Raw genomic sequence first — 25,175 nt, 5'->3', positions numbered from 1 at the left:
CCCGTGCGATTGCTCTGTCTTCTCGCTGCCATCCTGCTCGCCGCTTTGCTCCTCGCCCCGGATACCGTGGCCGAAGAGTCCACGCACCCGCGGCTCGTGGTTCTGGTCTATTTCGACCAGTTCCGCGGCGACTACCTGGCGCGCTGGAAAGACGAGTTCGGGGAGGGCGGGTTCAAGCGCATCACAACGGACGGCGCGTGGTTCCAGAACTGCCACTACCCCTACGCCTACACCGTCACCGCAGCGGGGCATTCGTCAGTCGCCACCGGGTGTGTGCCGTCTGTTCACGGCGTCATCGGCAACGACTGGTACGACCGCGGAGTCGGGAAGACCGTTAACTGTGTCGGGTCCGACCGGCACGAACAGGTTCCGGGGCGGACGGCCGAAGGCACGGACAGCGACGAGAAGAAGGGCGCAAAGGGTGGAGTGTCGCCGGAACGCTTGTTGAAGCCGACAATCGCCGACGCCATCAAACTGGGCACGGACGGGAAGGGGAAAGTCGTTGCGCTGTCACTCAAGAACCGTGGCGCGGCACTTCCGGGCGGACGAGCGCCCGACGTGTGCTACTGGATGGATGGTGGTACCGGTCAGTTCGTTACCTCCACGTATTACCGCGAAGCGGTTCACCCGTGGGTCGCGGCGTTCAACAAGTCCAAGCCCGCCGAGCGCTGGCGCGGCAAGACGTGGGACCGGTTCCGCACGGACATCGACTACGCCAAACTGAGCGGCCCGGACGACATTGCGGGTGAGAGCAAAGGAGCTTCCGGTCAGGGGCGCGTGTTCCCGCACCCGTTCGAGCCAACCGATCCAAAGGCGAAGCCCGCGTACCTGAACGCCGTTTACACGTCGCCGTTCGGCAACGACCTGTTGCTCGATCTCGCAGAACGCGCGATCTCCGCGGAGGGGCTTGGTAAGGACGACGTTCCGGATCTGCTGTCGCTGAGCTTCTCGTCGAACGACGCGGTCGGGCACGCCTGGGGGCCGGATTCGCAGGAAGTGCTCGACGTGACGCTCCGGTCGGACCGGATCATGAAGCGGCTCCTGGAGGTGCTCGACGCGAAGGTGGGGCGCGGGAAGTACGTTCTGGCGATGACGGCCGATCACGGCATCTGCCCGCTCCCCGAAGTGAGCCGCAAACAGGGCAAGGACGCGGCCCGCGTGCAGCCCGCGCTCTCGGCAAAGGTGGAAGCGTTCCTGGTCGAGAAGTACGGGAAGACCGCGGCGAAGTGGGTGGAGGCGTCGTCCGGTCCGTGGCTGTACCTGAACGCGAAGGCGGTCACGGCAGCGGGCGTGAAACAGGCCGACGTCGAAGCAGAGCTGGCTCAGTGGTTGGCGAAACGCGATGGAGTGGAGGCTGTGTACACCCGCACGGCTCTGACCGCCGGCATTCCTCCCACCGACGCAACGGGCGAAATGGTCGCGCGGTCGTTCCGTGCGGAACGTTGCGGCGATGTGTACGTGCTACTGAAGCCGTACTACCTCCCGACCGCGGTCCTCGATACGGGCACCACGCACGGCAGCCCGTGGGAGTACGACACGCACGTCCCGCTGGTCGTTTATGGAACGGGCGTCGTGCCGGGCGTACATACGGGGCGCGTCACCCCGCTCGCAACGGCCGCGATCTTGTCGACCGCGGCCGGGGTGAAGGCACCGAGCGGAGCAACCGCGCCCGTACCGACCGGACTGTTCGTGCCGCACCGGAAATAACGCAGAGCGTACTTCGTGCGGTCTGATTTCAGAGAACTTGCGATCCGTTCACGCGACACTCAGGTTTGCGTGGACGGATCGATCAGTTTAGGGGATCATAGAGCCGAATCTTTGTGCGTCACGTGAGGAGCCGCGCTGATGTGGACCTGCGTTCGGTTGGTCGTGCCTGCTCTGTTCGTGGGCGTGTTCGCGTTCCCCACCCCGTCCGAGGGGTGTGCCGTGATTCCGCCACGCGGTGTTGTGGTCGAGGTCGCGACCGAGAGCGCGATCATCATTTGGGACGAAAAGGCCAAGACGCAGCACTTCATCCGCCGAGCCACGTTCGCCGCGACCGCGCCGGGCGAAGCGCCGGTGAAAGACTTCGGGTTCCTCGTCCCCACACCGTCGGTGCCGGTCCTCGAAGAGGTCGACGATAGAGCGTTCGATGAACTCGCGAAGATCACGGCCCCCAAAATCGAAACGCGGTCGCCACCGAGCGGTGGTGGGTGCGCGATGGGGTGCGGGATGGCCAGCGCGCCGAAAGCCGCTGTCGGGCACGCGGACGTCGAGTTGCTGGCCGAGAAGCACGTCGCCGGGTACGACGCGAAGGTGATGAAAGCCGGCGACAGCGACGCGCTCGCGGCGTGGTTGAACGAGCGCGGGTACGAAGTGCGCCCGGCGCTTGCGCGGTGGCTGAAGCCGTACCTCGATAAGGGCTGGGTAGTCACCGCGTTCAAGATTGCGGGTGCCTCGTCCACGGGGGCGAGTACTGCCGTTGGGTCTGCAGCCGTGCGCATGAGCTTCACGACCGAGGCACCGTTCTTTCCGTACAGCGAGCCGGACGACATGCGCGAGGCGAAGACGCGCCGCTTGTTCCGCGTGTACGCGATCGCGAACCAGAAAATGGCGGGCGTCCTCGGGACGAAGGAGTTGTGGGCGGGCAATACCGTGTGGGCCGGGAAGCCCGGTGCCAACGGGTGGAAGGGCGTCGGCACGCATTTGAAGATCCCGGGCTGGGCGCCGAACGAGGGGACGTGGCTCACCGAGTTCGAGGATGGCTCTTCGCCGCGAAAGGGCGGGAGCGATTTGACGTTCATTCCGGCCGCCGATCAGACCTCAGTCGAGCGCCCGACCCGCATCGTCTACGCGGCCCGGACCGATACGGGAGCCGCACCCGCGTTCGCTGTGCTTGCGGGTGCGGCTATGTGCTTGTTCGTGAGCCGGTTCCTGGTCGCGCTCGTGAACCGGCGCGAATGAGCACTCAGTAGAGCCGGCTCTGGAGCCGCTTACGGTAGTCATCGGCCTGCGGGCTGCGCGGGCCGATCACCTCGAACACCTTGAGCATCAGATCGCGGACCGCGGTGCGCCCGAGTTGTCGGTCGTCGTCCGCGGCGGCGAGTAGCTCGTCCATCGCGCCGGTGTAGTCGCCGCGTGCGGCGAGAATTCGGGCGAGTGCGACCTTCGCTTCTGCCGTGGTTGCGGACCGGGCCGCGGTAAGATCGGCGTCGGCGTGTGGCACTTCGCGAAGGTGAATGATCGTTTTGAGGCGCTGGGCTTCGGTCGCAAAGTCGCCGAAATCGACCCCGGACAGAAGCGGAATCGCTTGTGGCTCGTTGCCTGGGGCCGACAACAGCACGCGCGCCAGCCCGACGCGGGCGGCCGGATCGTCCGGCGCTGTCGCGAGCATCGCGCGGTACGCATTACCCGCCGCGCCGCGATCGTGTGATTCCAGTTCGGCCGCCTGGTCTAGCGGCGTTGGTTCCGCGGGAGCGGCCGCTCCCGTACCCAAATCATCAATGAATTGCCGTAGTTGCGCTTCTGGCAGCAGCCCGGTGAAGTTGTTGACCACCTGACCGTCGCGCACTGCGAACACGGCCGGGATACCCTCGACCTGGAACATCTGGGCGAGGTCCGGGTTCTCGTCGGTGTTAATCTTCATGAGCAGAAACTCGCCGGCCTTTTCGTTGGCCAGTTTTTCCAGCAGCGGTGCGAGCGCCCGACACGGTCCGCACCACGGCGCCCAGAAATCGATCACGATCGGGCGCTCGCGCGACCCGTCCACGACGACCTGCTGGAAGTTCTCCATCGTCCCTTCAACAACCCACTGCGAAGCAGCCACTGCGCACCTCCTTTGGGTGCCATCAACCTTACGCCCGTCGCCCGGCTTTCCAACCCCCAGAACGGCCGAGTTGATGCGCATTCGCGCTGGAGGTGTGCTCGTTTTCACTCGAACTCGCTTCGCGGACGGCACCCGGTCAATTTGGTCACGAGCCACTCCAGTGCGGTGAAGAACCGGATCGCGTTCAGGAACCCGTCGCACCAACCGGTAGTGATGCCGTAGTTTGTTGCGAACGGGGCCTTGTGGTGTTTCAAGTGGTGTTCGCGGCTCAGGATCACGCGGCGCCGTTGTAACCACGCGACCACCCGTGGCGGCGACTTCATGTGTGCCCACTGGTGGAACTGGCTCGTCCACATGCCCCACCCACCAACAGAAGCGAAGAACAGGGCGTTGAAGCGCCCGCCCGCGGTATCGAGCGGGATCACGAACGGCACCAGAAGAAAGGGAAGGGTGGAGAGGGCCGTGTCGCCGTTGGTCGTGAAGAAGTGACTCTTCAGCATCTCCAACGGGCGCGCGTGGTGATACCGGAACGGGTGCAAGAATCGCTTCCCGAGCCACGGGGTTGCTTCCGTTCCCCATGTGTCTCCGGCCCAGTGCAGTATCGTGGCGAAGAAGTCTGCTCCGAGTAACCCGAGCACGATCACCAGTGGCGTAGACCAGTGCCAGAATTCGGGAACACGGGCGAACAGAACCACGTGTGTCAGTACCAAGCCAATTGCGCCGAGGACCGAAACGACCTCGATCGGCTGGAGCGTGAATTCGGGCTGTACTGAGGGTTTGGGTTGTGCTGGCGTGCTCATTACTTGCCCCCCTCGACGCAGGTAGCGGGGCGCGGGCATTTGATCGGCGAAGGTTCCAAACACGCGGTCCCAGAACCGGGTGACGATGCCGAAGTTGTAGCGCGGGGTTTCGCCGTGGTGCAGTTCGTGCGAGGTCGGGCGCATCCAGAACACGAGCTGCGGGCGCTCGTGGGACAGTTTGTGGACCAGAGCCAACACGAACACGTAAGCCGCACCACCCAGAAGGAACCCGATGCCGGCGACCGGGGAGTGCAGGAACCCCAGCCAACAGAACGGAACGGCCCCGAGCGAGAAATCGCGGAAATCGCCCCACAACGTATCGGCTTCGTTCGATTTGTGGTGCATCCGGTGGCGGTGCGATACGAACGTGCGGCTCCGGGCGTGGAGGAGCCATCGGTGGAGGACGTACTCGACGAGCGTTCCGACGGGGAAGGCGAGTGCGAACGCAAGTAGGATCGTGGCCGCGGTTATCATGGGTCGGCTCCGGTGTACGGGAATGGCCCGCTACCCCGTTCCTCAACAACCGCGTCCGGAACCCTGCGCGCTGTGAGCATTTTTTCCGAAATCGCCCGCCCGCACTCGCGCTTGTCAACGGGCCGGCCCGCCTCTAGACTCATTCTCACTTCGACCCGATTACCGGGTCGCCACAAGGCAGCCGAACATGTCCGCTGAGGGGTCCATTACTCGCTTTCTCGGCCCGCTCCGAGCCGGCGACGAAGGGGCCGTTCAGAAACTCTGGGAGGCGTACTACGAGCGCCTCGTGAGCCTCGCGCGGAAAAAACTCGGGTCCGCACCGCGGCGGGCCGCGGACGAAGAAGACGCCGCTCTCAGTGCGTTCGACAATTTCTGTCGCGGCGCGGTGGAGGGGCGCTTCCCGCGGCTCCTCGACCGGGACGACTTGTGGCAAATTCTGTTGGTCCTCACCGTCCGCAAAACCGCGAATCTCCTGAAACGCGAGAACGCCCTCAAGCGCGGCGGGCGTGCGCAGCCGATTGCGCTCAGCGCTTCTGACGCGAATGGCGACGATACTGTGTTGGCCGAACTCATCGATCGCGAACCGGAACCGGGGGTGGTGGTCGAGGTGGCCGAGGAGTGTCGGCGGCTCCTGGAGATACTGGACGATCCGGAATTGCGCGCGGTGGCCGTTTGGAAGATGGAGGGGCACACGAACGAGGAGATCGCCGCCAAACTCGGGCGATCACTGGGGAGCGTGGAGCGGAAGTTGCGTGTGATCCGTACCCTTTGGGGGCAGGAGCTTCCGCCGTGAGCGCTACCTTATCGTGGGACGATGACGACGCACGCGGGCGGCTGCTCCGGGTGGAGCGTGCGTGCGACATGTTCGAGGACGCCTGGCGCACGGGCCATCGCCCCGCCATCGAAGAGCTTCTGGCACGCGCTCCGGAAATCGACCGGTCGGTACTCTTTCGCGAGTTACTGCTACTGGAACTGCACTACCGCACTCAGAACGGCGAAAAACCAGACCGGGACGAGTACCGCCAGCGCTTCCCGGACCGAGACGAGCTAATCACCGCGGTTTTCACCGCCACTACCGGCACGCCAGTAGAAGCACCAACGCTGCTTGAAGGCGCTAGCACCGGTACGGTGACCGGGCAAATGCGGGCGAAAATTCCCGGCTACGAACTGCTCGGCGAGTTGGGTCGCGGAGCAATGGGGGTCGTGTACAAGGCGCGACAAGTCAAACTGAACCGTTCCGTCGCGATAAAGATGATCCTGGCCGGACCGCACGCGGACGAGGGGCAACAAGTCCGGTTCCGGGCCGAAGCGCACGCGATCGCCCGACTGCGCCACTCTCACATCGTGCAGATCCACGAAATCGGTGAGGCCGATCAACTCCCCTATTTCGTTCTGGAGTTCGTCGAGGGCGGGAGCCTCGCACAGAAGCTCAACGGTTCGCCGCAACAGTTCCGCGCCGCGGTGCGGTTGGTCGAGCAGCTCGCGCGGGCGGTCGCGTATGCTCACGAGCGCGGGATCGTCCACCGCGACCTGAAACCGGGGAACGTGCTCCTCACGGAAGCGGGCGAACCGAAGATCGCCGACTTCGGGCTGGCGAAAGTGGCCGACGTCGGTTCGAGCTTGACGCTGACCGGCGTGGTCATGGGCAGCCCCAGCTACATGGCGCCCGAGCAGGCCCGCGGGGACGTCCGGAATGTCGGGCCGGCGGCTGATGTTTACGCGCTCGGGGTGATCTTGTTCGAGCTACTCACCGGGCGCGTGCCCTTCGTTGCCGAAACCACGGCAACCCTTTTGCGCAAGGTTGAAAGCGAAGAAGCCCCCGCCCCGCGCTCGTTCTGTCCTTCGGTCCCGAAGGAACTGGAATCGGTTTGTCTCAAGTGTTTGGAGAAAGACCCGAGTTACCGTTACCCCTCCGCTCTGGCACTTGCAGACGATCTGGCCAACTTCCTTGCCGGTAAGCCGCTGGCCCATGTGAAGGTCCACGGCGCCTGGGGGCGATTCCGTCGTCGGTGTCGGCGTAACCCGGTGCTGGCACGAATCGCGGGCTTTACCGGTTTCTTCAGCCTTGTCGCGCTCGTGACACTCGGGATCATACTCCCACCCAAGGACGATTCACTCTGGCGCGTGCAGCGCTCTCACAAACTGGTGGTCGGCATCGACCCGAACTGTCCGCCCTACGCCTTTAAGAAAGACGGACAGCTCACGGGGTTCGACGTGGAACTGGCCCGCGCGATTGCGGGGCGATTGGGTGTGGAGGCGGAGCACCACGAGTTGTACTGGGATTGGGCCGGGATGAACCGCGAACTTCAAACCCGGCGCCTGGACGTTCTCCTTTCGGCCACCACGATCACCGATGAGCGGAAACGGCAGGTCGCGTTCATCGAGTACGCGCGCGACCTGCTCGTGTTCACCGCGCGCCCCGGACCGCGCCCCACAAGTCCTCGCGACTTGGTCGGTAAGGTCATCGCAGTGCAAGAAGGCACGACCGCACACGACACAATCGAGCGCTTGCAGCGCGCGGGGTTGGGAGTTAAAGAGATCGTGCGCTACCGCGCTTCCCCCGAGCCGTTCGCTGCCGTTCAGTCTGGGACTGCCGACCTCGCCTTGGATCACCAGTTGATCGCCCAGTACGCGAGCCGGGAGCGCAAACTGATCGTTGTCGACACCGTCGGCTGCGCGCTCGATGTAGAGCCACTCGGGATCGCGCTTCGGTTGGAAGCTCATGCGCTCCGAAAAGCGATCGAGGACGCGCTCCGGGCCATGAAAGACGACGGCGAGTTCGATCGCATTCGGGACCAGTGGACGCGCTGAGTGCCACCGGTACGGGGAATCATTTCTTCTGTTTGTCGAACCACTCCTGAGCTTTCTTGTGCGCTGCGGTACGGTCGGTCTTTCGCAGGAACCCGATTGAGTACGGGCTGAATCGGTTGTCGGGTTCCATGCGCTTCCCTGCATCCGAGCCGTGGGGCCAGCGCCAGTAGAAACCGAAGTCGTCCGGGTTCTGGCCGAGCAGGTGTAATCGCATCGCGGTGGACACGTCGCGCACCTGGATCGTGGTGTCTTGGCCCTCAATTGCTAGCCGGTAGATGCGAAAGACCGGTTCGCCCGGTTTCTCTGGCGGATCGTGAAGGAAGACGCCGCACTGGGTATCGTTTGCTGAGTGCACTTCCAATAGCGGGAGATCGTCCTTCGAGCCGAGCTTGCCAACAACGAGGATTGCGAGCCGGATGTTCTGCGCCGTGTTTCCGGGGTACGGGTCGTCTTTGACTTTCGCGCGAACGGTTTCGCGAGCGGCCGAGAGCACCTCTTCGATGCCGAAATCGAGCGCGAGTTGAAAGCCATACGCGCGCCCAGTGTAATCGACCCGCGCCGCGGTCCACTTACCGACGAGTTGACGAACTGCGGGCGCGACCGTTTTGTCCTTGAGTGCGGCCGCAATTGCGTCGTTTGAGTGCTTCCCACCGGGAAGAAAATCGATGCTGTGTGAGGTGTTGAACGCTCCTTCGGCGCCGGGGAATGTGCCCAAATACATCCACCCCACCACGTCCGCGAGCGGCGCGGCTACGAGCTGGAACGAGCCGACCCCGATCGGGACGCGCGCGGTCTTGTTCAGTTCGGCCCAGCGATCGTGGTAGTGCTTGCCGGCTGCGTTCGGGTTCGCTGCGACCGCGTCGAGTAGTTCGACGTTGCGCGGCAGACTCCGGATGCGCTCGAAAAGGGCACGACTCGGCTTGTCGTCACCGATCACTTTTGCGAACCGCGGCCAGTGCGTCGCGTCGAACTCGGCACGGGCCAGTTGGTCGAGCAACTCACGGCATCGCTTCACGATCTCCGCGTTCCCGGATTTGATCCCCGCTTCGAGGGCAGCTCGGGCTTTCGAGCCGAGTTCTTTCAGTTGCTTGTGTGCGGCCTCGCGCTCGGCGAAATCCTCGCTGCCGAGCCGTTCGATGAGCTTCATGTGGGCCGGGTCCGGCTTCGGTGCGTCTTTTTGCTTGTCGAGGAACGCACGGGCTTTGGTGTGAGCCGCGGTCCGTGCTTCCTCATTGGGGAAGCCGAACGGCTCTCCAACGTAGACCGCGACGACCGGGCGACCGTTCTCGCGGGCGAAACGGTTCTGCGCGTAGGGGAACCCGAACTCGAACGGGTCTCGGTCGCACAGCAGGAGCGCGAGACCGACGGCGTGGTCGCGAACCTGCATGCGGCGCGAGCGCGGGCCGAGTCCGATCGACGGCGGAGGGGGAACGACGAGACCCGTTGGGTCGTCGTAGAGCGGGGCGAATAGCGGTAGGTCTGCGATGGTACCGAACTGGGCAACGGCGTGCAGGGCGGCGCACCGGGCATCCGGTCCGCGCTCCTTGTCGGCCGCGATGGTTCGTGCCGCAGGCAACACGTCTGCGGTGCGCCATTTCACGGCCAGTTCGAGAGCGCAGTAGATGACGGCCGGTTCGGTCCGGTGGGTGAGCCACGACGCGAGCAATTTTCCAAAAACGCGATTCGTTCCCGGCACTGCATCAACTGTATCGGGGCGAAACTTGGGGCTCTGTTCGAGCGTCTTACCCTGAAGCCCGAGTTCCAATCCGCGTGCGAAATGGATGCGCCCCTCGCCGTGCAAGAACAGTTCAGCCTCATCGCCTACGCATTTGGACCGCGCCTTTTCGGTGCCGGGGTAACTGCCGAGGAGCATCAAATACGCGGTTTCTTGGCCGTAATCACACGGCCACACTGGGATCTCGAAAAACACGCGCATGTTGCCCAGGAAATGCCGGCCCATTTGAACCATTGCTTCGCGGTATTGTTGTTCGGCCGATTCGGGACCGGTTTCCGCGGTGCCGAGTCGGTGCAGCCAGTCCGCGTGCTTAACGATCAGGGCGAACAACTCGCGACTCGCAGGGGTGTTTCCGGCAATGGCCCGGTAGCGCTTCCAGACGGGGTGAGTTGGCTCGCCGTCGGCTTTGGGGTCGAAGGTCTTCGCCAGTTCTTCGAGTGCAGATTTGCGAACGGCGGTGAGGATCGCAGCAGAACGCGCCCGGACTTCGGGGTTCTCGGCCTTCAGTCCGACTTTGAGTGCGGCTTCGGCTTTGAGTCCGAGTTTGCGCAGCTCTTTATCTGCAACCTCGCGCTCGTTGAAGTCTTCGCTGCCGAGCTGCTTCACGAGTGGCGCGGCGGGGTCTTCGGCGAGTCGTGGTGCAGGAGCGGTGGGCGTTGCTTCTGGCGGGGAACCGGGCGCGGCGGTCATCGCGTACCCACCGCACACAACGGTGGCGAGTAGCACGGTAGTGAGCGCAACGGACCGGAGTTGGTCGAACAGCATCCCCTTGAGGACCGTGGCTGCGGCCGCGTTCGCCACACTTCCCGCTGCGCCGCGAACGGCGGCCGTCGTGGTCCGGAGCAGGCCGGCCGAAACTGTGGCGGAAGAGAGCAGCATACTTAGTGCGGCGGTGGCCGTAACTCCACGGGCCGAGAGGCGTTCTGCGAGCTTCCGCTTTGCCGCAGCGAGCCGGCTGGAGAGCGTCCCTTCGGCGATCCCGAGTTCGAGCGCGGCCTGTCTGCGGGACAGCCCGTGCAGTTCGCACAGCACGAGCGCTTCGCGCAGCAGTTCGGGGAGCTTCGCCAGTTCTTCGTCGATGATGGCCGCTTGCTCCGTGACAACGAGGGTGTCGTCCGGAATCGTGGGGGCGCTGATTCTGGCACTCTGACTCGCGACGACGTGCTTTCGCCGGTCCCGCATGATGCGCACTCCTCGTGCGGTTCGCACCGCGACGCTGTAGAGCCACCCCGCGACGTTCGACCCGCGAACCGCGCCCGCTTTGCGGGCCAGTACAAGGAACACGGCTTGGAAGGCGTCTTCGGCGTCGTGCGGGTTTGCGAGCACCCGGTGACACACTGCGAGCACCATCGGCCCGTGCCGCCGGACCAACTCGGCAAATGCGTCATCGGTGCGCGCGGCTACGAACATGCGGAGCAACTGCCCGTCCGTCGTTCGAGACGTGGGCGGAGCGGCGAATCGCACGAGCGCGACTGCGGAGCGGGGCATGATCGACCCTCCGAGTTACGGTTCGCCCGAATAGTGTGTGGCAGATGCTCCGCGCGTCGCACAATTTTGTTTCACATCACCTCCGGGGCTTCTCGTCGGACCGGGCGACGGCTAACATTTGCTAACATTTTGGGTCTCGTCTAGCTCGTGTTGGTTGACGTAATTGCTTTTTTGGATGGTGGTTGCGGCGATAATGTCGCGCACGAAATTTTACTCCGAGATTTCAACTTTTGAGTCCCGAATCGCGTAAAGCTCGTCGCGCGGATTCGAGAGAATATCCCTCCCATTTAAACGATGTTACCACATCGCAAAATATACGCAAGTTCAGTTGTGGCGAATCGCGAGGAGAAGCGATCCGTTCGCGAAGTGCGGGTATGAATTGATTCCAATTCGTATCGAAGGGGGCAGCAAATCGAAGCGGGCCGGGAGGTGTTCTGGTCCGTGTCCTCGTGCTCATCCCGCGATTTGAAGTGCGCGGTGACATCGATCCGTCGCTTGTCGTCGCGCACCGGCAGGGGCCGTAGGTAGTGGTGGCTCGGAACGGGTGCCGGTACGGTCGGTTTTCCCGAGGCGACCACCGGCGCGCGGCGGGCCGGTCCGAGCACTTGGTCGGGGACCGGGCGCCTTACGCAGGGGCGGGGCTGTGGGGTACGGGTTCTTGGTCCAGTATCTCCCGAACCTGGGTCGCCAGTGCGGTGAGCGAGAAGGGTTTCTGAAGGAACGAAACTTCGGCCCGCGTGACGCCGTGGCGGATGATGACGTCGTCCGTGTACCCGGACATGAACAGCACCCGCGCCTCGGGGTGAATTTGCGCGACGCGGGCCGCCACGTCGCGCCCGTTCTGGCGCGGCATGATGACGTCGGTCAGCACGAGTCCGATGCGCCCGGGGTACTGCGCGGCGAGTCGGACCGCATCGTCCCCGTCGCGCGCCTCCAGAACAGTGTACCCACACTTCCTCAGCATGTTGCGGGCCAGCGCCCGGACCCCGTCCTCGTCCTCGATAAGGAGTACCGTTTCGGTCCCCGTGGCGAGCGCGACCGGGGCCGGGCGTATGCCGCTCCGGGGTGGTTCCGGAGCGCACCGGGGCCAGTAGATCCGGAACGTGGTCCCCCGACCGACCTCACTCGACACGTTAATGTGGCCGCCGCTCTGCTGAACGATCCCGTGTACCGTGGCCAACCCCAGACCCGTTCCGTGTTCGCCCTTGGTGCTGAAAAACGGCTCAAAGATCCGGGCAAGAACGGCCGGCTCCATACCGCACCCGGTGTCCGTCACATTGAGGGCAACGTGCGGCCCGGGGTGCGCGCCCGGGCGGGTACGGGCCTCGTCCGCGCTGACGTCGGCGCTTTCGATCTCGATCCGCAGGCACCCGCCCCGGGGCATCGCGTCCCGGGCGTTGACGACCAGGTTCATGAGCACCTGCTCCACCTGTCCGGGGTCGGCCCGCACGGTGCCCGCGCCCGGACCCGCCCGGACGCTCAGGGCGACGTCCTCCCCCACGAGCCGGCGGAGCATCCGTTCCAGGTCGGCGACCACGACCCGGAGGTCCAGCAGCCTGGGGGACACGATGGCCTTGCGGCTGAACGCCAGGAGCTGCCGCGTGAGGCCCGATGCCCGCTCCCCGGCCGCCATAATTTCGTGGATGAATGCCCGCGCGGACCCGCCGGACGGTAGGTCGCCGAGGGCCATCTCGGAGCACCCGTTGATGACGGTGAGCAGGTTGTTGAAGTCGTGGGCGACCCCGCCCGCCAAGCGCCCGATCGCCTCCATTTTCTGGGACTGGCGCAACTGCTCTTCGAGCGAGCGCCGGGCGGTCACGTCGGCCTGTACGCCGACGAAGTGGGTCAGCCGCCCCGTTTCGTCGCGCACCGGCGAAATGGACAGCTCGTTCCAGAACGGGGTTCCGTCCTTCTTGTAGTTGAGGAGCTCGACCGTACACGGCTCGCCGGCCCGGACCGCGGCCCGGAGCCGGGCGACGGGTTCCGGGGCGGTCCCCGCGCCCTGGAGGAACCGGCAGTTCCGACCGAGAAACTCCCCGGTCGCGTAGCCCGTGATGCGCTCGAGGCCCGGGCTCGCGTAGATGATCGGGTTGTCCGGTCGGCACGGGTCGGTGATGATGATGCCCTGTGACACCGCCCGGATCGCGCGGTCGCGCAGCAGGAGATCGGACTCGTGGCGCTTCCGCTCGCGCTCCTCGACGAACGCATCGAGGGCGAACGAGACGCTGGGGGTAATTTCGCTCAGCGTGGTCACGAGGTCGTCGGTAAAGAAACCGGTGGTTTCGGCGTACATCGTGAGGACCGCGGCGACGCGCCCGCGCTCCACGAGGGGGAAGGTCGCGGACGCCGCGAAATTCACCCGCCGGGCCTCCGACTGCCAGGGGCGCGTCTGGGCGGCGCTCATGAAATCGTTGACGACGAACGCGCGCCCGGTCGCGGCGCAGCGCCCCGTCGGCCCGTGGGACCGGGGGTCGTTCTCGTCGCGGGTAACGACCAGGGTCGCCATGTATCCCTGGTCGTCGCCCGCGGTGGCGACCGGGGTCACCCGGTTCCCTTCCGGAACCCCGACCCAGGCGAACCGGAACCGACCGACCTCGACGGCGATCCGGCAGAGCTCCCCGTACAGTTCCGGCGCGGACCGGCACCGGCTCACGGCCCGGTTGGTCCGGGCGAGCATCGCGTACAGGTCGTTCCGCACGCGCAGGGCGCCCTCGGCGGCGCGCTGTTCGGTCACGTCCCGGGAAACCCCGACGACCCCGACGACCGCCCCGGCCGCGTCCCGGTACGGCCCCTTGGTCGTCAGGTAGCACCGCGTACCGGCTTCCGTTGTCAGCTCCTCCTCGAACGTATCGGTTCGTGCCGACGCGACGATTGCGCGGTCGCGCGCGGCCACTTCACGGGCGCTGTCCGGGGGGAGAAAATCCGCGTCGACCCGCCCGCGGATCTCGTCACCCGGCTTCCCGAGCACCCGCGCCGCCGCGGGGTTGACCAGCAGGTAGCGCCCGGCCCGGTCCTTAACGAAGATCGCGTCCGGGGCCCAGTCCGTGACGGCCCGCAGCAGGTCGGCGGTACCCTGCGCCTCGGACTCGGCCCGCCCCCGCGCGGCCACCTCTGCGACCAACCGGGCACTGTGACGGGCCAGCTCCGCGTACAAACAGATGCTCTCATAGAACCGCCCGACCTGGGTGGCCAGCATCCCGCCGAGGTGCTCGTCCTCGGCTGAGAATCCGGCTCCGTTGAGCTTGTCGAGGAGGCACACCCAACCCGACCCCCCGTCCCCGGCGCGGACGGGAAGGGCCAGTACCGCCCGCGCCGGGGGGAACCCGACCGGCACCCCGACCGCGGTGCCCCCCTCGAGGGACGCCGCGCGGAACGCGGTCCCACCCGCAACGGCGCGGGCCACTTCACCGCCCAGCGGCCCGGCGCGCAACACGTCCCGGTGCGCGGGGCCGTCGATGCCGCTCGTAAGCAGGAGGGGCTCCCCGGTGGCGATCCCGGGGAAGCCGACCACGGCGGCCCGCGCGCCCAGCAGGCACCGGATACCGTCACCGAAGCGCTGAAGGAGTTGGTGCGGGGCGCGCTCCGCTGCGAGGCGGGAACCGAGTTCGATAACCCGTTCCAGTCGCTCGTTAGTGTGTCGGAGCGCGGCGTCCCTTTCCGAGAGCTTGTCCGTGAGCAGGTGTACGTGAGCCCGGTCGAAAGCGGCGCCGTCCAGTTGCGTGAGCGGAACGGCGGGTCGTTCCAGGACCGCGGCCACGGTTCGGAGGACGAGCTCCGGTTCGCACGGTTTGGTCAGGACCGTCGCCACGCCGCACGTCTCGGCCAGGCGCGTGGCTTCGGGTTCGAGGTAGGTCGCGGTGTAAAAGATGACGCGCGTGTGCGCCAGGTCCGGGTCCGCCCGGAGCCGGCGGACGAACTCGTACCCGTCCATTGTCGGCATCAGAATATCGGCGATCACGAGGTCCGGCCGCGCGGCCCGCGCGCCCCTCAGCCCGTCCTCGCCGTCGACCGCTTCGAGTACGTGGTACCCCGTGTGACCGAGCAGGGCCACAAGCACCTCGCGGTTGGTGGGGTGGTCGTCGACGATCAGAACTGTGGGCACGAGCGAATCCCTTTCGTCCGGATTCCGCCGCGCGGCTCCGGGTACCGGACCGCACGAAGCGCGGTCCGGGTTCGAGTCAGAAAAATGTTGGTGAACGGTCGATTCGAGCAGATCGTCACGGGCGCGTGACCGCCCCCGAGCACAACGCGGGAGGCGAACTTGCCACGCGCTTCTGACGTGCCGATCGAGTCTATGCGATCAACCGTAGCGGATCTAATATTTGGTCCGCTACGATTTGTGTTAAGGTTGGTCCGTTCTTTCGGGAGGGCGGCTCTCTTGCCACGCTCGTAAAGGGGGCCAGCAAGAGTATTTCAGTAGTTCGGCTCCTGCGTCGCAGGCTCCGGCTGAATCTATGGTTTTTTTAAGAGTATATCATTTGTTCCGTTCGACAGCCGTGATTTCTCTCATAATTTCGGATCGCCCTCTTCGGCCGGAACGACGATCTTGGGCTTCACGACCGCGACCCACACTTTGTCCTTCGGCGCGTAGGCGAGGCGGAACACGGCCGCGCCCTCATCGGTCACGATCGTTGAGCCGGTGGCGGAGCGGCCGTTCAGCCCGATCTACGTGCCGGGGCCGAAGTGGTACCGCTGGTGGGACTTCGGCAACGGCACTATGTCCGGTCTCGGTGCGCACGGGAACGATTTGCCCTTCTGGGCGCTCGAGTTGAAGGCGCCGACCGCGGTGGAAGTGTCCGGCCCGAAGCCGCACCCGGAGATCGCGCCCGCGTCGATGCAGGCCACTTACGAGTTCCCCGCATGCAGGGAGATGCCATCGGTGAAGATGACGTGGTACCAGGGCGCCAATAAGCCCGCGCTGCTCACCGAGAAGAAGATCCCGCAGTGGGTAGCGGCGTGCTTTTCGTTGGGGATGGGGGAATGTTGCTCTCCGATTACTCCAAACACGTGCTGTTACCAGAAAAGCAGTTCGCGGACTTTGCACGACCGAAGCCGTTCATCGAGAAGTCGCGCGGGCACTACGCGGAATGGATTCACGCCTGCAAGACCGGCGCCCCCACGACGTGCAACTTCGAGTACGCGGGGTGGCTCACCGAGTCGAATCACTTGGGGAACGTCGCGTTCCGCGTCGGCAAGCGCCTGGAATGGGACGCGGAGAAGATGAAGGCGCCCAACTGCCCCCGGAGCCGATGCGTTCATCCACCGCGAGTACCGCAAGGGCTGGAAACTGGTGTAACAATGCGGCTTGCTCTGTGCGCCTGCAGTTACCCGTTGAATTGATGCGCGTGGCTTTGTGGTTTGGTGGTACAGGCCTCTGGCCTGTGGACGTTTCCCACAGGCCAGAGGCCTGTACCACGAGTAAAATCGCGCTTTCACCGCTCACCGCAAGCGGTTACAAACAGAACGAGCCTCTCCATGTTTACCACCGACAGCATTCCCATTATCAACCCCACGGGCAGCGACGAAGAGTATTCCGCGCTGTGGGGCGTCGCGGGGCCGGTCGCGAAACAATCATTGTGGCTCGTTCACGGCCTCTCGCGCCGGTGGGAGGACTTCAGCCCGATTCTGTGCGACCTCACGGCGTGGTGGCACGTTCACGCATACTCGCACCGCGGGCACGGCGAATCCACACGCACCCCGGGCGCGTACCGCGTCGCGGACTACGTCCCGGACCTCGTCGCGGCGGTGAAGGCCGCTCACAAGAAATGCGTGTTGGTCGGTCACTCGCTCGGCGCGCTCGTATCGATGGGCGTCGCGGCGCAAGTTCCGGATCTCGTTACGGCGGTGGTGCTGATCGACCCACCGGGACCGCGGTTCCTGGCGACGCTCGAAACCTCGCCCTACGGCACCATCTGGGCCGCGATGCAGAAACTCGCGGGGCGAAAGGACACGAGCGCGGTCGCGCGAGAGTTCGCGGACGTGCGCGTTCCCGGGGCGCAGCCGGGCGAAACCATCCGCCTGGGCGACTTCCGCGACGCGGCCTCTCTGCGTTTCGTCGCGCGCTGTTTGCGCGACCTCGACCCGGGCGTGTTCGACCCGCCGCTCAAAAAGCACTGGCTGGACGGCTACGACGTGTTCGCGATCGCGAAACGGGTGAAGTGCCCGGCGCTGCTCATCGTCGCGGACCCGCTGTACGGCGGGATGCTCCCGCCCGAAGACGCGAACCCGCTCGCCGCGGCACTCCCCGACTGCACGCGGGTGGATCTGCCCGCCGTGGGCCACCTGGTTCACTGGCAGGACACGCCGAGCACGCTGCGGTTACTGCACTCGTTCTTGAACTCGCTTTAGCCCCAACGCGAACCTCTCCCATGAAACTCGCTTCAGGCACAACTGCTATTACAAACGGCACCCTCGTCGACGGCAACGGCGGCCCGCCCGTGCGCGACGCCGCGCTCGTGATCCGCGACGGGCGCATCAGTTTCGCGGGACCGATGCGCGAGGCTCCGACCGTTGAACCCGAGGCTACGCGGATCGATGCGCGCGGGGGTACGATCATGCCGGGGCTCGTGGAGGCCCACTTCCACCCCACGTACTTCAATGTGGCCGCGCTCGAAGACCTCGACATCAAGTACCCAGTCGAGTACGTCACGCTGCTCGCCGCGGCGAACGCGAAACTGGCCCTCGAGTGCGGGTACACCGCCGCACGTAGCGGCGGGAGTCTGTTCAACATCGACGTGTGGCTGAAGAAGGCCATCGAAGGGGATTTGTGCCCGGGTCCGCGTCTCGCGGCGAGCGGGCGCGAGATCTGCGGCGTCGGCGGGCTAATGGACTGGAACCCGGACTTCCGCAAGATCGGGATGGACGGGCTGGTGCTGCTCGTGAACGGCCCGGACGAGGCCCGGTCCGCGGTGCGCAAGTTGGTGAAGGACGGCGTGGAGTGGGTGAAGACGTACCCCACCGGCGACGCGGCCGCGCCGGACACGAACGACCACCACACGCTATGCATGACGTTCGAGGAGATGCACGCGGTCGTGTCCACAGCGCACAACCACAAGTTGAAGGTGACGGGACACTGCCGGGCGACCGAGGGGATCAAGAACGCGCTGCGGGCCGGGTACGACGCGATCGAGCACGGTACGTTCATCGACGACGAGGGGCTTGAGTTACTCCTGAAGCGCGACGTGCCGTGCGTGCCGGCCCTGTACTTCGAGCTGGCGAGCGTCGAGCGCGGACCGGAGTTCCGGTTACCGCCGCGCGTGATTGATGGACACAAGGAGACGCTGGAGGGCGGGGCCGAAAGCGCCCGCAAGATCCTGAAGGCCGGCGGGCGCCTCGGCATGGGTGGAGATTTTGGTTTTGGATGGAATCCGCACGGCGATTACGCGCGCGAACTGAGTTTCTTCGTGAAGTACGTCGGGTTCTCGCCGCTGGAAGTCATCACGTGTGCGACGCGGACGGGCGCGCAGATCATGGGGCGGGGGGCCGAATTCGGGACACTGGAACCGGGAAAGCTCGGGGACGTGCTGGTGGTGGACGGGGACGTGCTTGCGGACATCAGCGTACTGGAAGACCGCACCCGGTTCATTGCGGTCATGCAGGGCGGGGTCGTGAAGGCGGGACAATTGAAATAGGCGGATTCGGCACTCGAGCCAAAATGTGCCGAATAACGTTTCTGGAAATGGGTGCCGTTAAATCAAGTGCCCGAGGATCCGTGCGGCACTGCTGAGCGTCCCTCGTGTGCGACCAGCTATTCCCGCTTCGCGGGTTGATTGGGCTGGGGCTCGGTTCTGTCCTCACCGGCAGCAACGGCTTCGATTTCAATCGCGGTGTTCGCGTCCTCGACGGACCGGGTAATCAAGAGCGGTGTACCCGGTTTGAAGTCCTTGACGTGAGCGGCCCCGCGCACGCACGCCCTCAATAGGTGGAACACTCGTGGCTCACTCTTCGCGCCGATCGTGACCGTGATCGTGTTCCTGGTCTCGTTCCAGGACACGAAGCGCCCCCGCACGGACCCGCCGTCGGCCGTCACACTCTCGGCGCTCTTGCCGTCACGTCCCAACTGGAGCGTGACTTGTGCGCCTTCCTTCAGATCGGCCAATTTAGTCGGCACATGGTCTTGCAGAACGGTCGCTTGTGGTACCAATGGGAAGGTTTCGTACACGTGCCCGCAGAACCCGATGATCCCACCCCACAACTCCGCGCGGGAATCCGCGACTTCCTTGTACACCTCTACATGCACCGTTCGCTCCGCTACATCGGATCGGAGCAGTTTACCGGTCACGGGCTTCACTTCGAGCGGTTTACCCTTTCGTTTGGCTGTGGCCAGGCGCTCGTCAGCTCGGTGTAGCTCCGTGACCGCCAAGTCGAGGGCCTTCTTCGCCCGTTTGACACTCTCAACAGCGGCGTCCACCTCCTTCTGAAGAGCAACTTCGGGGTTCTTCGGGCCATCGGCCCGTTTCTCCTCAACTGGTTTACCGGGCTGTTGACCGGCAGACCGCCCGATCCCGATCGCTCCACCGAGTCCGAGGAATCCGACGAACAGGGCTATCAGCGCGAGCGTCTTGAGTTCCGTAATCAGCATGGCCTTGAGAACCCCTTCGGTGAGAGTTGTGACTGCCGGGGAGGTACTCGCTCCCGGCACGGATCCGGCGGCCTCGACCGTTGATTTCACGAGCGCCGGCGGCACCGCAATGGCCGCGCTCGGCCCCGCTAGCAGAGCCAGCCCGCCCAACGGGGGCGCGACCCCGCGCCGGCTCAACCGCCGGGCCAGTAGCGCCCGCGCGCGGCTCAGTCGACTCGATACCGATCCCTCTGGGCACCCCAGGTGGCGCGCGGTATCCGCTCGCGTCCTACCCTCCACATCACAGAGGAGGACAACGGCCCGGTAGTGGCTCGGTAGGTGCCCCAGTTCCTCATCCAGAACCGCTGCCGCATCGTCCCACCAGACCTCCCGAACCCCCGCTTCGGGAACCAACGGGACCGAAGTCTCGCGTTTGCGCCGTTTCATGGTAATCGCCCGCGCCCGGATCGCCGTTTGGAGTGCGACCCCGTGCAACCAGTTGGCCGCCGCGTTGCGAGGTGAGATCGAACCGGCCTTACGCGCCAGCACTAGGAAGGTGGCCTGGAACGCATCCTCGGCGTCCTGCCGGTGGCGCAGCACCCGCAAGCACACGCCGAGGACCATCGGCCCGTGCCGACGGACGAGTTCCTCGAATGCGTCAGGAGCCCGTAACTCAACGAACGCGCCGATCAGTTCCTCATCGGTGTGCCGATTTTCGGGGAATGCGTCGGCCGGCATTCGAGCGAGCGCGCTCACTGTCCGATGAATTCGGATCGTCACCACCCACCCTCCTAGTGCTGAGTTCAGCGGCTCTTACCCATCATTCCGCTCTCGGGGGCCAATTCATCCACGATTTTTTCACACGGGGTACCAGGCAGCAACGATTGCGGGTAAGGGCGACGTCGTGGAGAGGACGCGCCCGCACTTCGCACCTCTATAGAGCGGGATGTGATCGGAGATGCCTCACCGTTCTACGATCCGCAGGTGATTCAGAAGGAGCTCTCGAACTCGTCTCGTTCCCAACGAGGCGCGACCTACCAGCGGGCCTCGCGTCGGCCGAGTGCGGATTGCCGGCTTACCTCAGTACGTGAACGGCGACCTCGCACTCGGGGTAGCGGTCGGTGGCCGGGTCGTGCCGGACCTGTGTGACCACGAACCCGCACTTCTGGAGTATCCGCAGGGACGCCGCGTTACTCGTGGCGGCGGTGGCGGTTAGCGGGCGCTTGGGGATCTCTTGGAGTAACAGGCGCAGCGCTCGGCTGGCGATCCCCCGGCCCCAATACGCGCGGTCGATCCAGTACCCGACGTGATCCGCGCCGTCCCTCGGGAAACAGGAAACGATTCCGACGAACTCCTCGCCAACAAGGATCACTCGGGCGGCGACGCTCGGGTCGTTCAGCACCTTTGCCCAGTGCGAGTCGAACGCTTCCCGGTCCCGGGGAATCGTGGCCGCCATCCGGTTCGAGTCCGGGTCGCGTTGCAGTTCGTACATCCGGGGCAGGTCGTTCCGCTCGACGGGGCGCAGGCGAACGAGGTCGCTCGTCGTTGGGGCGCTGGTCTCCGACTTCTGAGCGACGAGGTAGACGTGCGATTCGGGGTGCTGGTCGTACTCCAGGTGGCGGCAAATGCAACCCATCTCGGCGAGGACTCGTAGCGTGTTGGGAATCCCGAGGGTGGCGTGGTACAAGGGCGGTCCCATGTACGAGTTCTGTTTTTCGTTCGGCTCATCCGTTCCGCCCATTGTGAAGACGAGCACCCCGCCCGCAGACAGTCCCCGGCACAGTTTCTTCAAAACCGCTTCCTGCTCGGCCAGCGGGACGTGCCACACGCTGTCCCACGCCACAATCAGGTCATACGACCGGGGTAATTCCCACCGACAGACGTCGGTGTGGAACAGTTCGGCCCCCGGGTGACGCTCCCGGGCGCGGGCGATCATCGCCGGGGACACGTCGAGTCCGTCCGTGCGGAACCCGTGCCCGCTCAATAGTCCCATCAGCCGCCCCGTACCACACCCCACATCAAGGGCCGCCCCCCTGTGCTTCACGAAGGCGACGGCGCGCTCGATTTGGGCGAACCCGTAGGTCGAGACCTCGACCCATTGGTCGGCGATCTGGTCGTAGCTGGCGGCGACTTGTTCGGGAGTCATGTGGTCAACAGCTCCACTGTATGTTCGGCCGCGCGCAGGGCCGCGACTGCTTCCGGGAACCGCTCGGCCTTCACCAATAAGTAGTCCGTATCGAACGTCGAGAACGCGAACACCCCGATCCCGGTCCGCGCGATCGGCGCGGTGAGCGAAGCCAGCACACCGACAAGGGTGAACGGCATCGCCCCGGCCACCCGCAGGCACCGCCATCCGCGCTCGCAGTGCGTTCCCTCGGGGACCAGTTCCTGCCGACACACCACCGACAATTCGTCGGCCGTTCGACTGATATTGAACACGTCCCCCACCGTCGCCCACGCGGGAATCGCCGAGCCGGGCGGCAACTTGCAAACAGCGAAGCGCCCGGCCACTTCGAGCAACGTAAGGGCGTCACGTGCCGATCCGTGGCTCGCTTCGGCTTGTTCGGAGGCAGTTGCGAACGTCACCGGCTTCACCGCTGATTCGTTGACGGTGAGCCGGAACACATCCGGCCGGGCGTAATGGCCCACCACGTCGAAGTCGAACTTGGCCCGCACGAGGTCGGCCCGGTCCAGGTCGGCAAACAGCACGGCCTCCTCACCGTACAACGGCCCCGCGAGCAAGTGCCCGAGTGGGCCGACGATACAACTGCCGCCTCGAATCAGCCACTCCTGGTCGACCGAGAACCGCCCGGTCGGGTAGTCGGTCGGCAAGTCGGTTCGACGCAACACCTGACACGCCGACAGGACGAAGCACCGACCTTCGAGTGCGATGTGCCGCACCGTGGGCACCCACGTCTCCCGGTCGTCCACGGTGATCGCACAGTACAATTCCACCTCCTTGGCGTACATCGCGGTCCGCAGCAGGGGCATGTAGTTTTCCCAGCAAATGACCGACCCGACCTTGCCCAGCGGCGTATCGACGACGGGCAGGGTTGACCCGTCACCGGTTCCCCAAACGACCCGCTCCAGTGCCGTCGGCATCAGCTTCCGGTGCGTGCCGAGAAGTGAACCGTCGGGTCCGAACGTGAGTGCCGAGCAGTACAGGGTGCCGCCCTTCCGTTCGATCACCCCGACGACGAGATGGATGCCGTGCTGCTTGGCAATGGCGCCGATCATCTCCGTTGCCGGCCCCGGCACGTCGATGGCGCTCTCGAAGTAGCGCCGAAACTCGTCCCGGCCCTCGGGCGTGCGAACGCCGAGACTCACCCCGAAGTCGTGCCCCTTCGGGTAGCCCCCGATGAACGCCTCCGGGAACACGACCAGTTCGGCTTTCTTCTGGGCGGCGTCGGCCGTCAGGTCGGCGAGTTTGTCGAGCGTCCGGGGCGTGTCGAACAGTACCGGGGCCGACTGTACGACCGCCGCACGAACCGTGCGAGTAGCAGAGACGTCGTTAATCAGGAGCGGATTCATGCGTTCAAGGTAGGCGACGGGCTTCGGGATCTCAAGCGCTTCGAGGTTCACCGTGGGAACGCGGTCCGGTTCTCCGCGCCCTCTCGTGCCCTCTGCGGTGAAATCCTCTTCGCTGTCGCCGGCTCAGTAGCTCACCTCCAGTAAATTATTGATCTTATTTTCACTAGTGGTCTTGATGTCGCAATTCTATTGCCGGTATAATGCCCGAAGATGGAACAGTGTGTGCAGGGTCGCGTGGAGCGTTCGCACCTGGGAAATGGAACGTATGTTAGCTGAGGCGAGGGGGAAAAGGCGTTTTTCGCGGCGAAATGAAGGTGCGTGCCCCTCGTAGTCCCAGAATGTTAGCAAATGTTAGCCGCCGAAGTGCGAGTATTCACGGCGCGCGTCCAATGCGATACCGAGTTCAAGAATCGATCAGTTTCTGCGTCTAGACGCGAGGCGTTTTTTTGATTGCACGATTGCGCGCAACAGTATCTGAATTTGATTGGTTGTGGGAGGCAGTACGGACGCGCGTCGCGTTGCGGATATGCTGACACTACCAACTCGTTCGGAGCAGCCGATGCACGCACTCGTACTGACCCTTCTCGCCGTCGCACAACCGCCCGCGAAAGATGTCGCGTGGGAACCGGCCGCACGAGCGAAAGAGTACCCGTGGATGTCGGTCGAAACCTGGAAGAAGCTGCACGCGGGGCACCTCGCGCGGACCAAGAAGGGCGCGGTCGATGTGGCGTTCCTGGGGGACTCGATCACCCAAGGATGGGGCGGAGACGGCGCGTCGGTGTGGAAGAAGCGGTTCGCGCCGCTCAATGCCGCGAACTACGGGATCGGCGGCGATACCACCCGCGAGGTGCTGTACCGGCTCAACGACGGTGTCCTTGATGGCATCAAGCCGAAGGCCGTAGTGCTGATGATCGGGACGAACAACTTCGGGCTCCCCGGCGACTCGGTCGCGGACACAGTTAAGGGCGTCACAGCGGTGGTGACGAGCGTCCGTAAGAAGGCCCCGGACGCGAAGATACTGCTGCTCGGCATCTTCCCGCGGGACAAAGCGGCCGGGACCGCGTTCCGCAAGAAGATCACCGAAGCGAACGAAGCGATTTCCAAGTTGGGAGACGGGAAGAGCGTGGTGTACCTGGACATCGGCAAGAAGTTCCTGACCGACGACGGTACTCTGTCCGCCGACATCATGCCGGACGCCTTGCACTTGTCGGAGAAGGGGTACGGCATCTGGGCCGACGCGATCGAGGAGCCGCTGAAGGCACTGCTCAAGTAACTGCAGCGCCCGCGTCCCGATTGCCACAAACACGAACCGACACCATTCCGACAGGTCAGCAAATGGGCGCTTCGTATTCCTTCGCCGTCGGTGTGTTCCGAACCGTTTGTGATCGGCTCACGACTCGCGCCGCTGACCTGCGGTTGATGGTCGAGACCACTTCATCGTTCGAGGAGTGGCTCAACTGGGAAGCGTTCTTGGCCTGCAAACTTCGAGAAGCGACTTATCCGTTCTGCGAGGTCACGGCCAAACCCACCTACAGCAGCGAGAACGTGGCAGACGACGGTGGTACACCGGAACTCGGCTCGGGTGATTTGCGGGTAGGTGGTCCCAACGACGGGGCCAACCACTGCTGGCTGTTTGCCGAAATCGCTCTGCTCCACGACGGGAACCGCGTCGGCAGGACGTGGCAGCAAAAGCTCGAAGCCGACGCGGACAAGCTGAAGCGGCTCGGATGGAAGCTGTCCGCGTCCCTGTTGATCGTCGTGGCCGCGAGCGCGGGCGATGTGCTAACCGAGTGGGCCGACTATCTGGCTGGCTCCGCGGTCTGGAACCAACCCGCTCTGACCGACCCGTTTGTCCTCGCGCTGCCGGGTGGGGGATCGGTCGTCGTTAAGGCGTTCGATATCAAACGCGACCCGTCTCACATACTCACTGGAACTGCCCACTGAGTCCAAAATTACCACGCGACGCCCCTA

Annotated in this window: 17 protein-coding genes and 1 pseudogene; 9 read left to right on the top strand and 9 right to left on the bottom strand. The window is 64.8% G+C overall.

Annotation, left to right across the window (positions count from 1 at the left end; all coding sequences use genetic code 11):
• Nucleotides 1-3: 3 nt before the first annotated feature.
• Nucleotides 4-1,707 (top strand): alkaline phosphatase family protein, encoded by a 1,704-nt coding sequence (locus tag VT84_RS22195; protein ID WP_162271807.1) that lies wholly within the window; start codon nt 4-6, stop codon nt 1,705-1,707.
• A 138-nt stretch (nt 1,708-1,845) separates the two neighbouring features.
• Entirely contained in the window at nt 1,846-2,943 is a 1,098-nt protein-coding gene (locus VT84_RS22190; protein ID WP_082841023.1) for a DUF2330 domain-containing protein, read from the top strand.
• Between the two features lie 4 nt (nt 2,944-2,947).
• On the opposite strand, the gene trxA is transcribed toward VT84_RS22190, so the two are convergent.
• A complete protein-coding gene (trxA, locus tag VT84_RS22185) occupies nt 2,948-3,805 on the bottom strand; it encodes a thioredoxin (RefSeq protein ID WP_052552121.1) in 858 nt (285 codons plus the stop codon).
• A gap of 104 nt (nt 3,806-3,909) precedes the next feature.
• Nucleotides 3,910-5,079, bottom strand: coding sequence for a fatty acid desaturase CarF family protein (locus tag VT84_RS22180; protein ID WP_082841021.1), 1,170 nt, complete (start codon nt 5,077-5,079; stop codon nt 3,910-3,912).
• 187 nt (nt 5,080-5,266) lie between these two features.
• Between VT84_RS22180 and VT84_RS22175 the strand changes: the two genes are divergently transcribed.
• Entirely contained in the window at nt 5,267-5,872 is a 606-nt protein-coding gene (locus VT84_RS22175) for an ECF-type sigma factor (RefSeq protein WP_052552113.1), read from the top strand.
• The gene (locus tag VT84_RS22170; protein ID WP_082841020.1) at nt 5,869-7,890 is read left to right on the top strand and encodes a protein kinase domain-containing protein; all 2,022 of its coding nucleotides are present in this window, start codon (nt 5,869-5,871) and stop codon (nt 7,888-7,890) included. The genes VT84_RS22175 and VT84_RS22170 overlap by 4 nt, the downstream gene beginning before the upstream one ends.
• Nucleotides 7,891-7,909: 19 nt before the next feature.
• Here VT84_RS22170 and VT84_RS22165 read toward each other — a convergent pair whose 3' ends face one another.
• The 3 genes from VT84_RS22165 to VT84_RS40215 all read right to left on the bottom strand — a co-directional run bounded on the left by VT84_RS22165 (nt 7,910) and on the right by VT84_RS40215 (nt 15,958).
• Nucleotides 7,910-11,113, bottom strand: coding sequence for an RNA polymerase sigma factor (locus VT84_RS22165; RefSeq protein WP_082841019.1), 3,204 nt, complete (start codon nt 11,111-11,113; stop codon nt 7,910-7,912).
• A gap of 625 nt (nt 11,114-11,738) precedes the next feature.
• Nucleotides 11,739-15,215, bottom strand: coding sequence for a response regulator (locus tag VT84_RS22160; protein WP_082841018.1), 3,477 nt, complete (start codon nt 15,213-15,215; stop codon nt 11,739-11,741).
• Between the two features lie 563 nt (nt 15,216-15,778).
• On the bottom strand, nt 15,779-15,958 hold the full coding sequence (locus VT84_RS40215) for a hypothetical protein (protein WP_204249621.1): 180 nt from the start codon (nt 15,956-15,958) through the stop codon (nt 15,779-15,781).
• A gap of 135 nt (nt 15,959-16,093) precedes the next feature.
• Between VT84_RS40215 and VT84_RS40210 the strand changes: the two genes are divergently transcribed.
• The 3 genes from VT84_RS40210 to VT84_RS22145 all read left to right on the top strand — a co-directional run bounded on the left by VT84_RS40210 (nt 16,094) and on the right by VT84_RS22145 (nt 18,744).
• Nucleotides 16,094-16,453, top strand: a complete 360-nt coding sequence (locus tag VT84_RS40210) for a hypothetical protein (RefSeq protein ID WP_052552092.1) — start codon at nt 16,094-16,096, stop codon at nt 16,451-16,453.
• Nucleotides 16,454-16,588: 135 nt separating this feature from the next.
• Nucleotides 16,589-17,461, top strand: a complete 873-nt coding sequence (locus tag VT84_RS22150) for an alpha/beta hydrolase (RefSeq protein ID WP_052552091.1) — start codon at nt 16,589-16,591, stop codon at nt 17,459-17,461.
• Nucleotides 17,462-17,481: 20 nt separating this feature from the next.
• Entirely contained in the window at nt 17,482-18,744 is a 1,263-nt protein-coding gene (locus VT84_RS22145) for a metal-dependent hydrolase family protein (RefSeq protein ID WP_082841017.1), read from the top strand.
• A gap of 116 nt (nt 18,745-18,860) precedes the next feature.
• On the opposite strand, the gene VT84_RS22140 is transcribed toward VT84_RS22145, so the two are convergent.
• From VT84_RS22140 to VT84_RS22130, 4 genes and pseudogenes are all read right to left on the bottom strand, one after another.
• Nucleotides 18,861-20,453 (bottom strand): RNA polymerase sigma factor, encoded by a 1,593-nt coding sequence (locus VT84_RS22140; RefSeq protein ID WP_157469706.1) that lies wholly within the window; start codon nt 20,451-20,453, stop codon nt 18,861-18,863.
• 295 nt (nt 20,454-20,748) lie between these two features.
• Nucleotides 20,749-21,819, bottom strand: a complete 1,071-nt coding sequence (locus tag VT84_RS40205; RefSeq protein WP_204249620.1) for a GNAT family N-acetyltransferase — start codon at nt 21,817-21,819, stop codon at nt 20,749-20,751.
• Nucleotides 21,816-22,184 (bottom strand): ACT domain-containing protein, encoded by a 369-nt coding sequence (locus VT84_RS42370; RefSeq protein ID WP_410000405.1) that lies wholly within the window; start codon nt 22,182-22,184, stop codon nt 21,816-21,818. Before VT84_RS42370 ends, VT84_RS40205 begins: the two co-directional genes overlap by 4 nt.
• A gap of 39 nt (nt 22,185-22,223) precedes the next feature.
• Nucleotides 22,224-23,204: pseudogene (locus tag VT84_RS22130) on the bottom strand (nitrilase-related carbon-nitrogen hydrolase); the annotation flags it as partial.
• Between the two features lie 559 nt (nt 23,205-23,763).
• Between VT84_RS22130 and VT84_RS22125 the strand changes: the two are divergent.
• The gene (locus tag VT84_RS22125; RefSeq protein WP_082841015.1) at nt 23,764-24,477 is read left to right on the top strand and encodes a GDSL-type esterase/lipase family protein; all 714 of its coding nucleotides are present in this window, start codon (nt 23,764-23,766) and stop codon (nt 24,475-24,477) included.
• 62 nt (nt 24,478-24,539) lie between these two features.
• On the top strand, nt 24,540-25,148 hold the full coding sequence (locus VT84_RS22120) for a hypothetical protein (protein WP_052552083.1): 609 nt from the start codon (nt 24,540-24,542) through the stop codon (nt 25,146-25,148).
• The last annotated feature ends 27 nt before the right edge of the window (nt 25,149-25,175 follow it).

Source organism: Gemmata sp. SH-PL17 (genome assembly GCF_001610855.1).
Classification (GTDB): Bacteria; Planctomycetota; Planctomycetia; order Gemmatales; family Gemmataceae; genus Gemmata; species Gemmata massiliana.
This window is presented reverse-complemented; position numbering and strand designations above follow the sequence as displayed.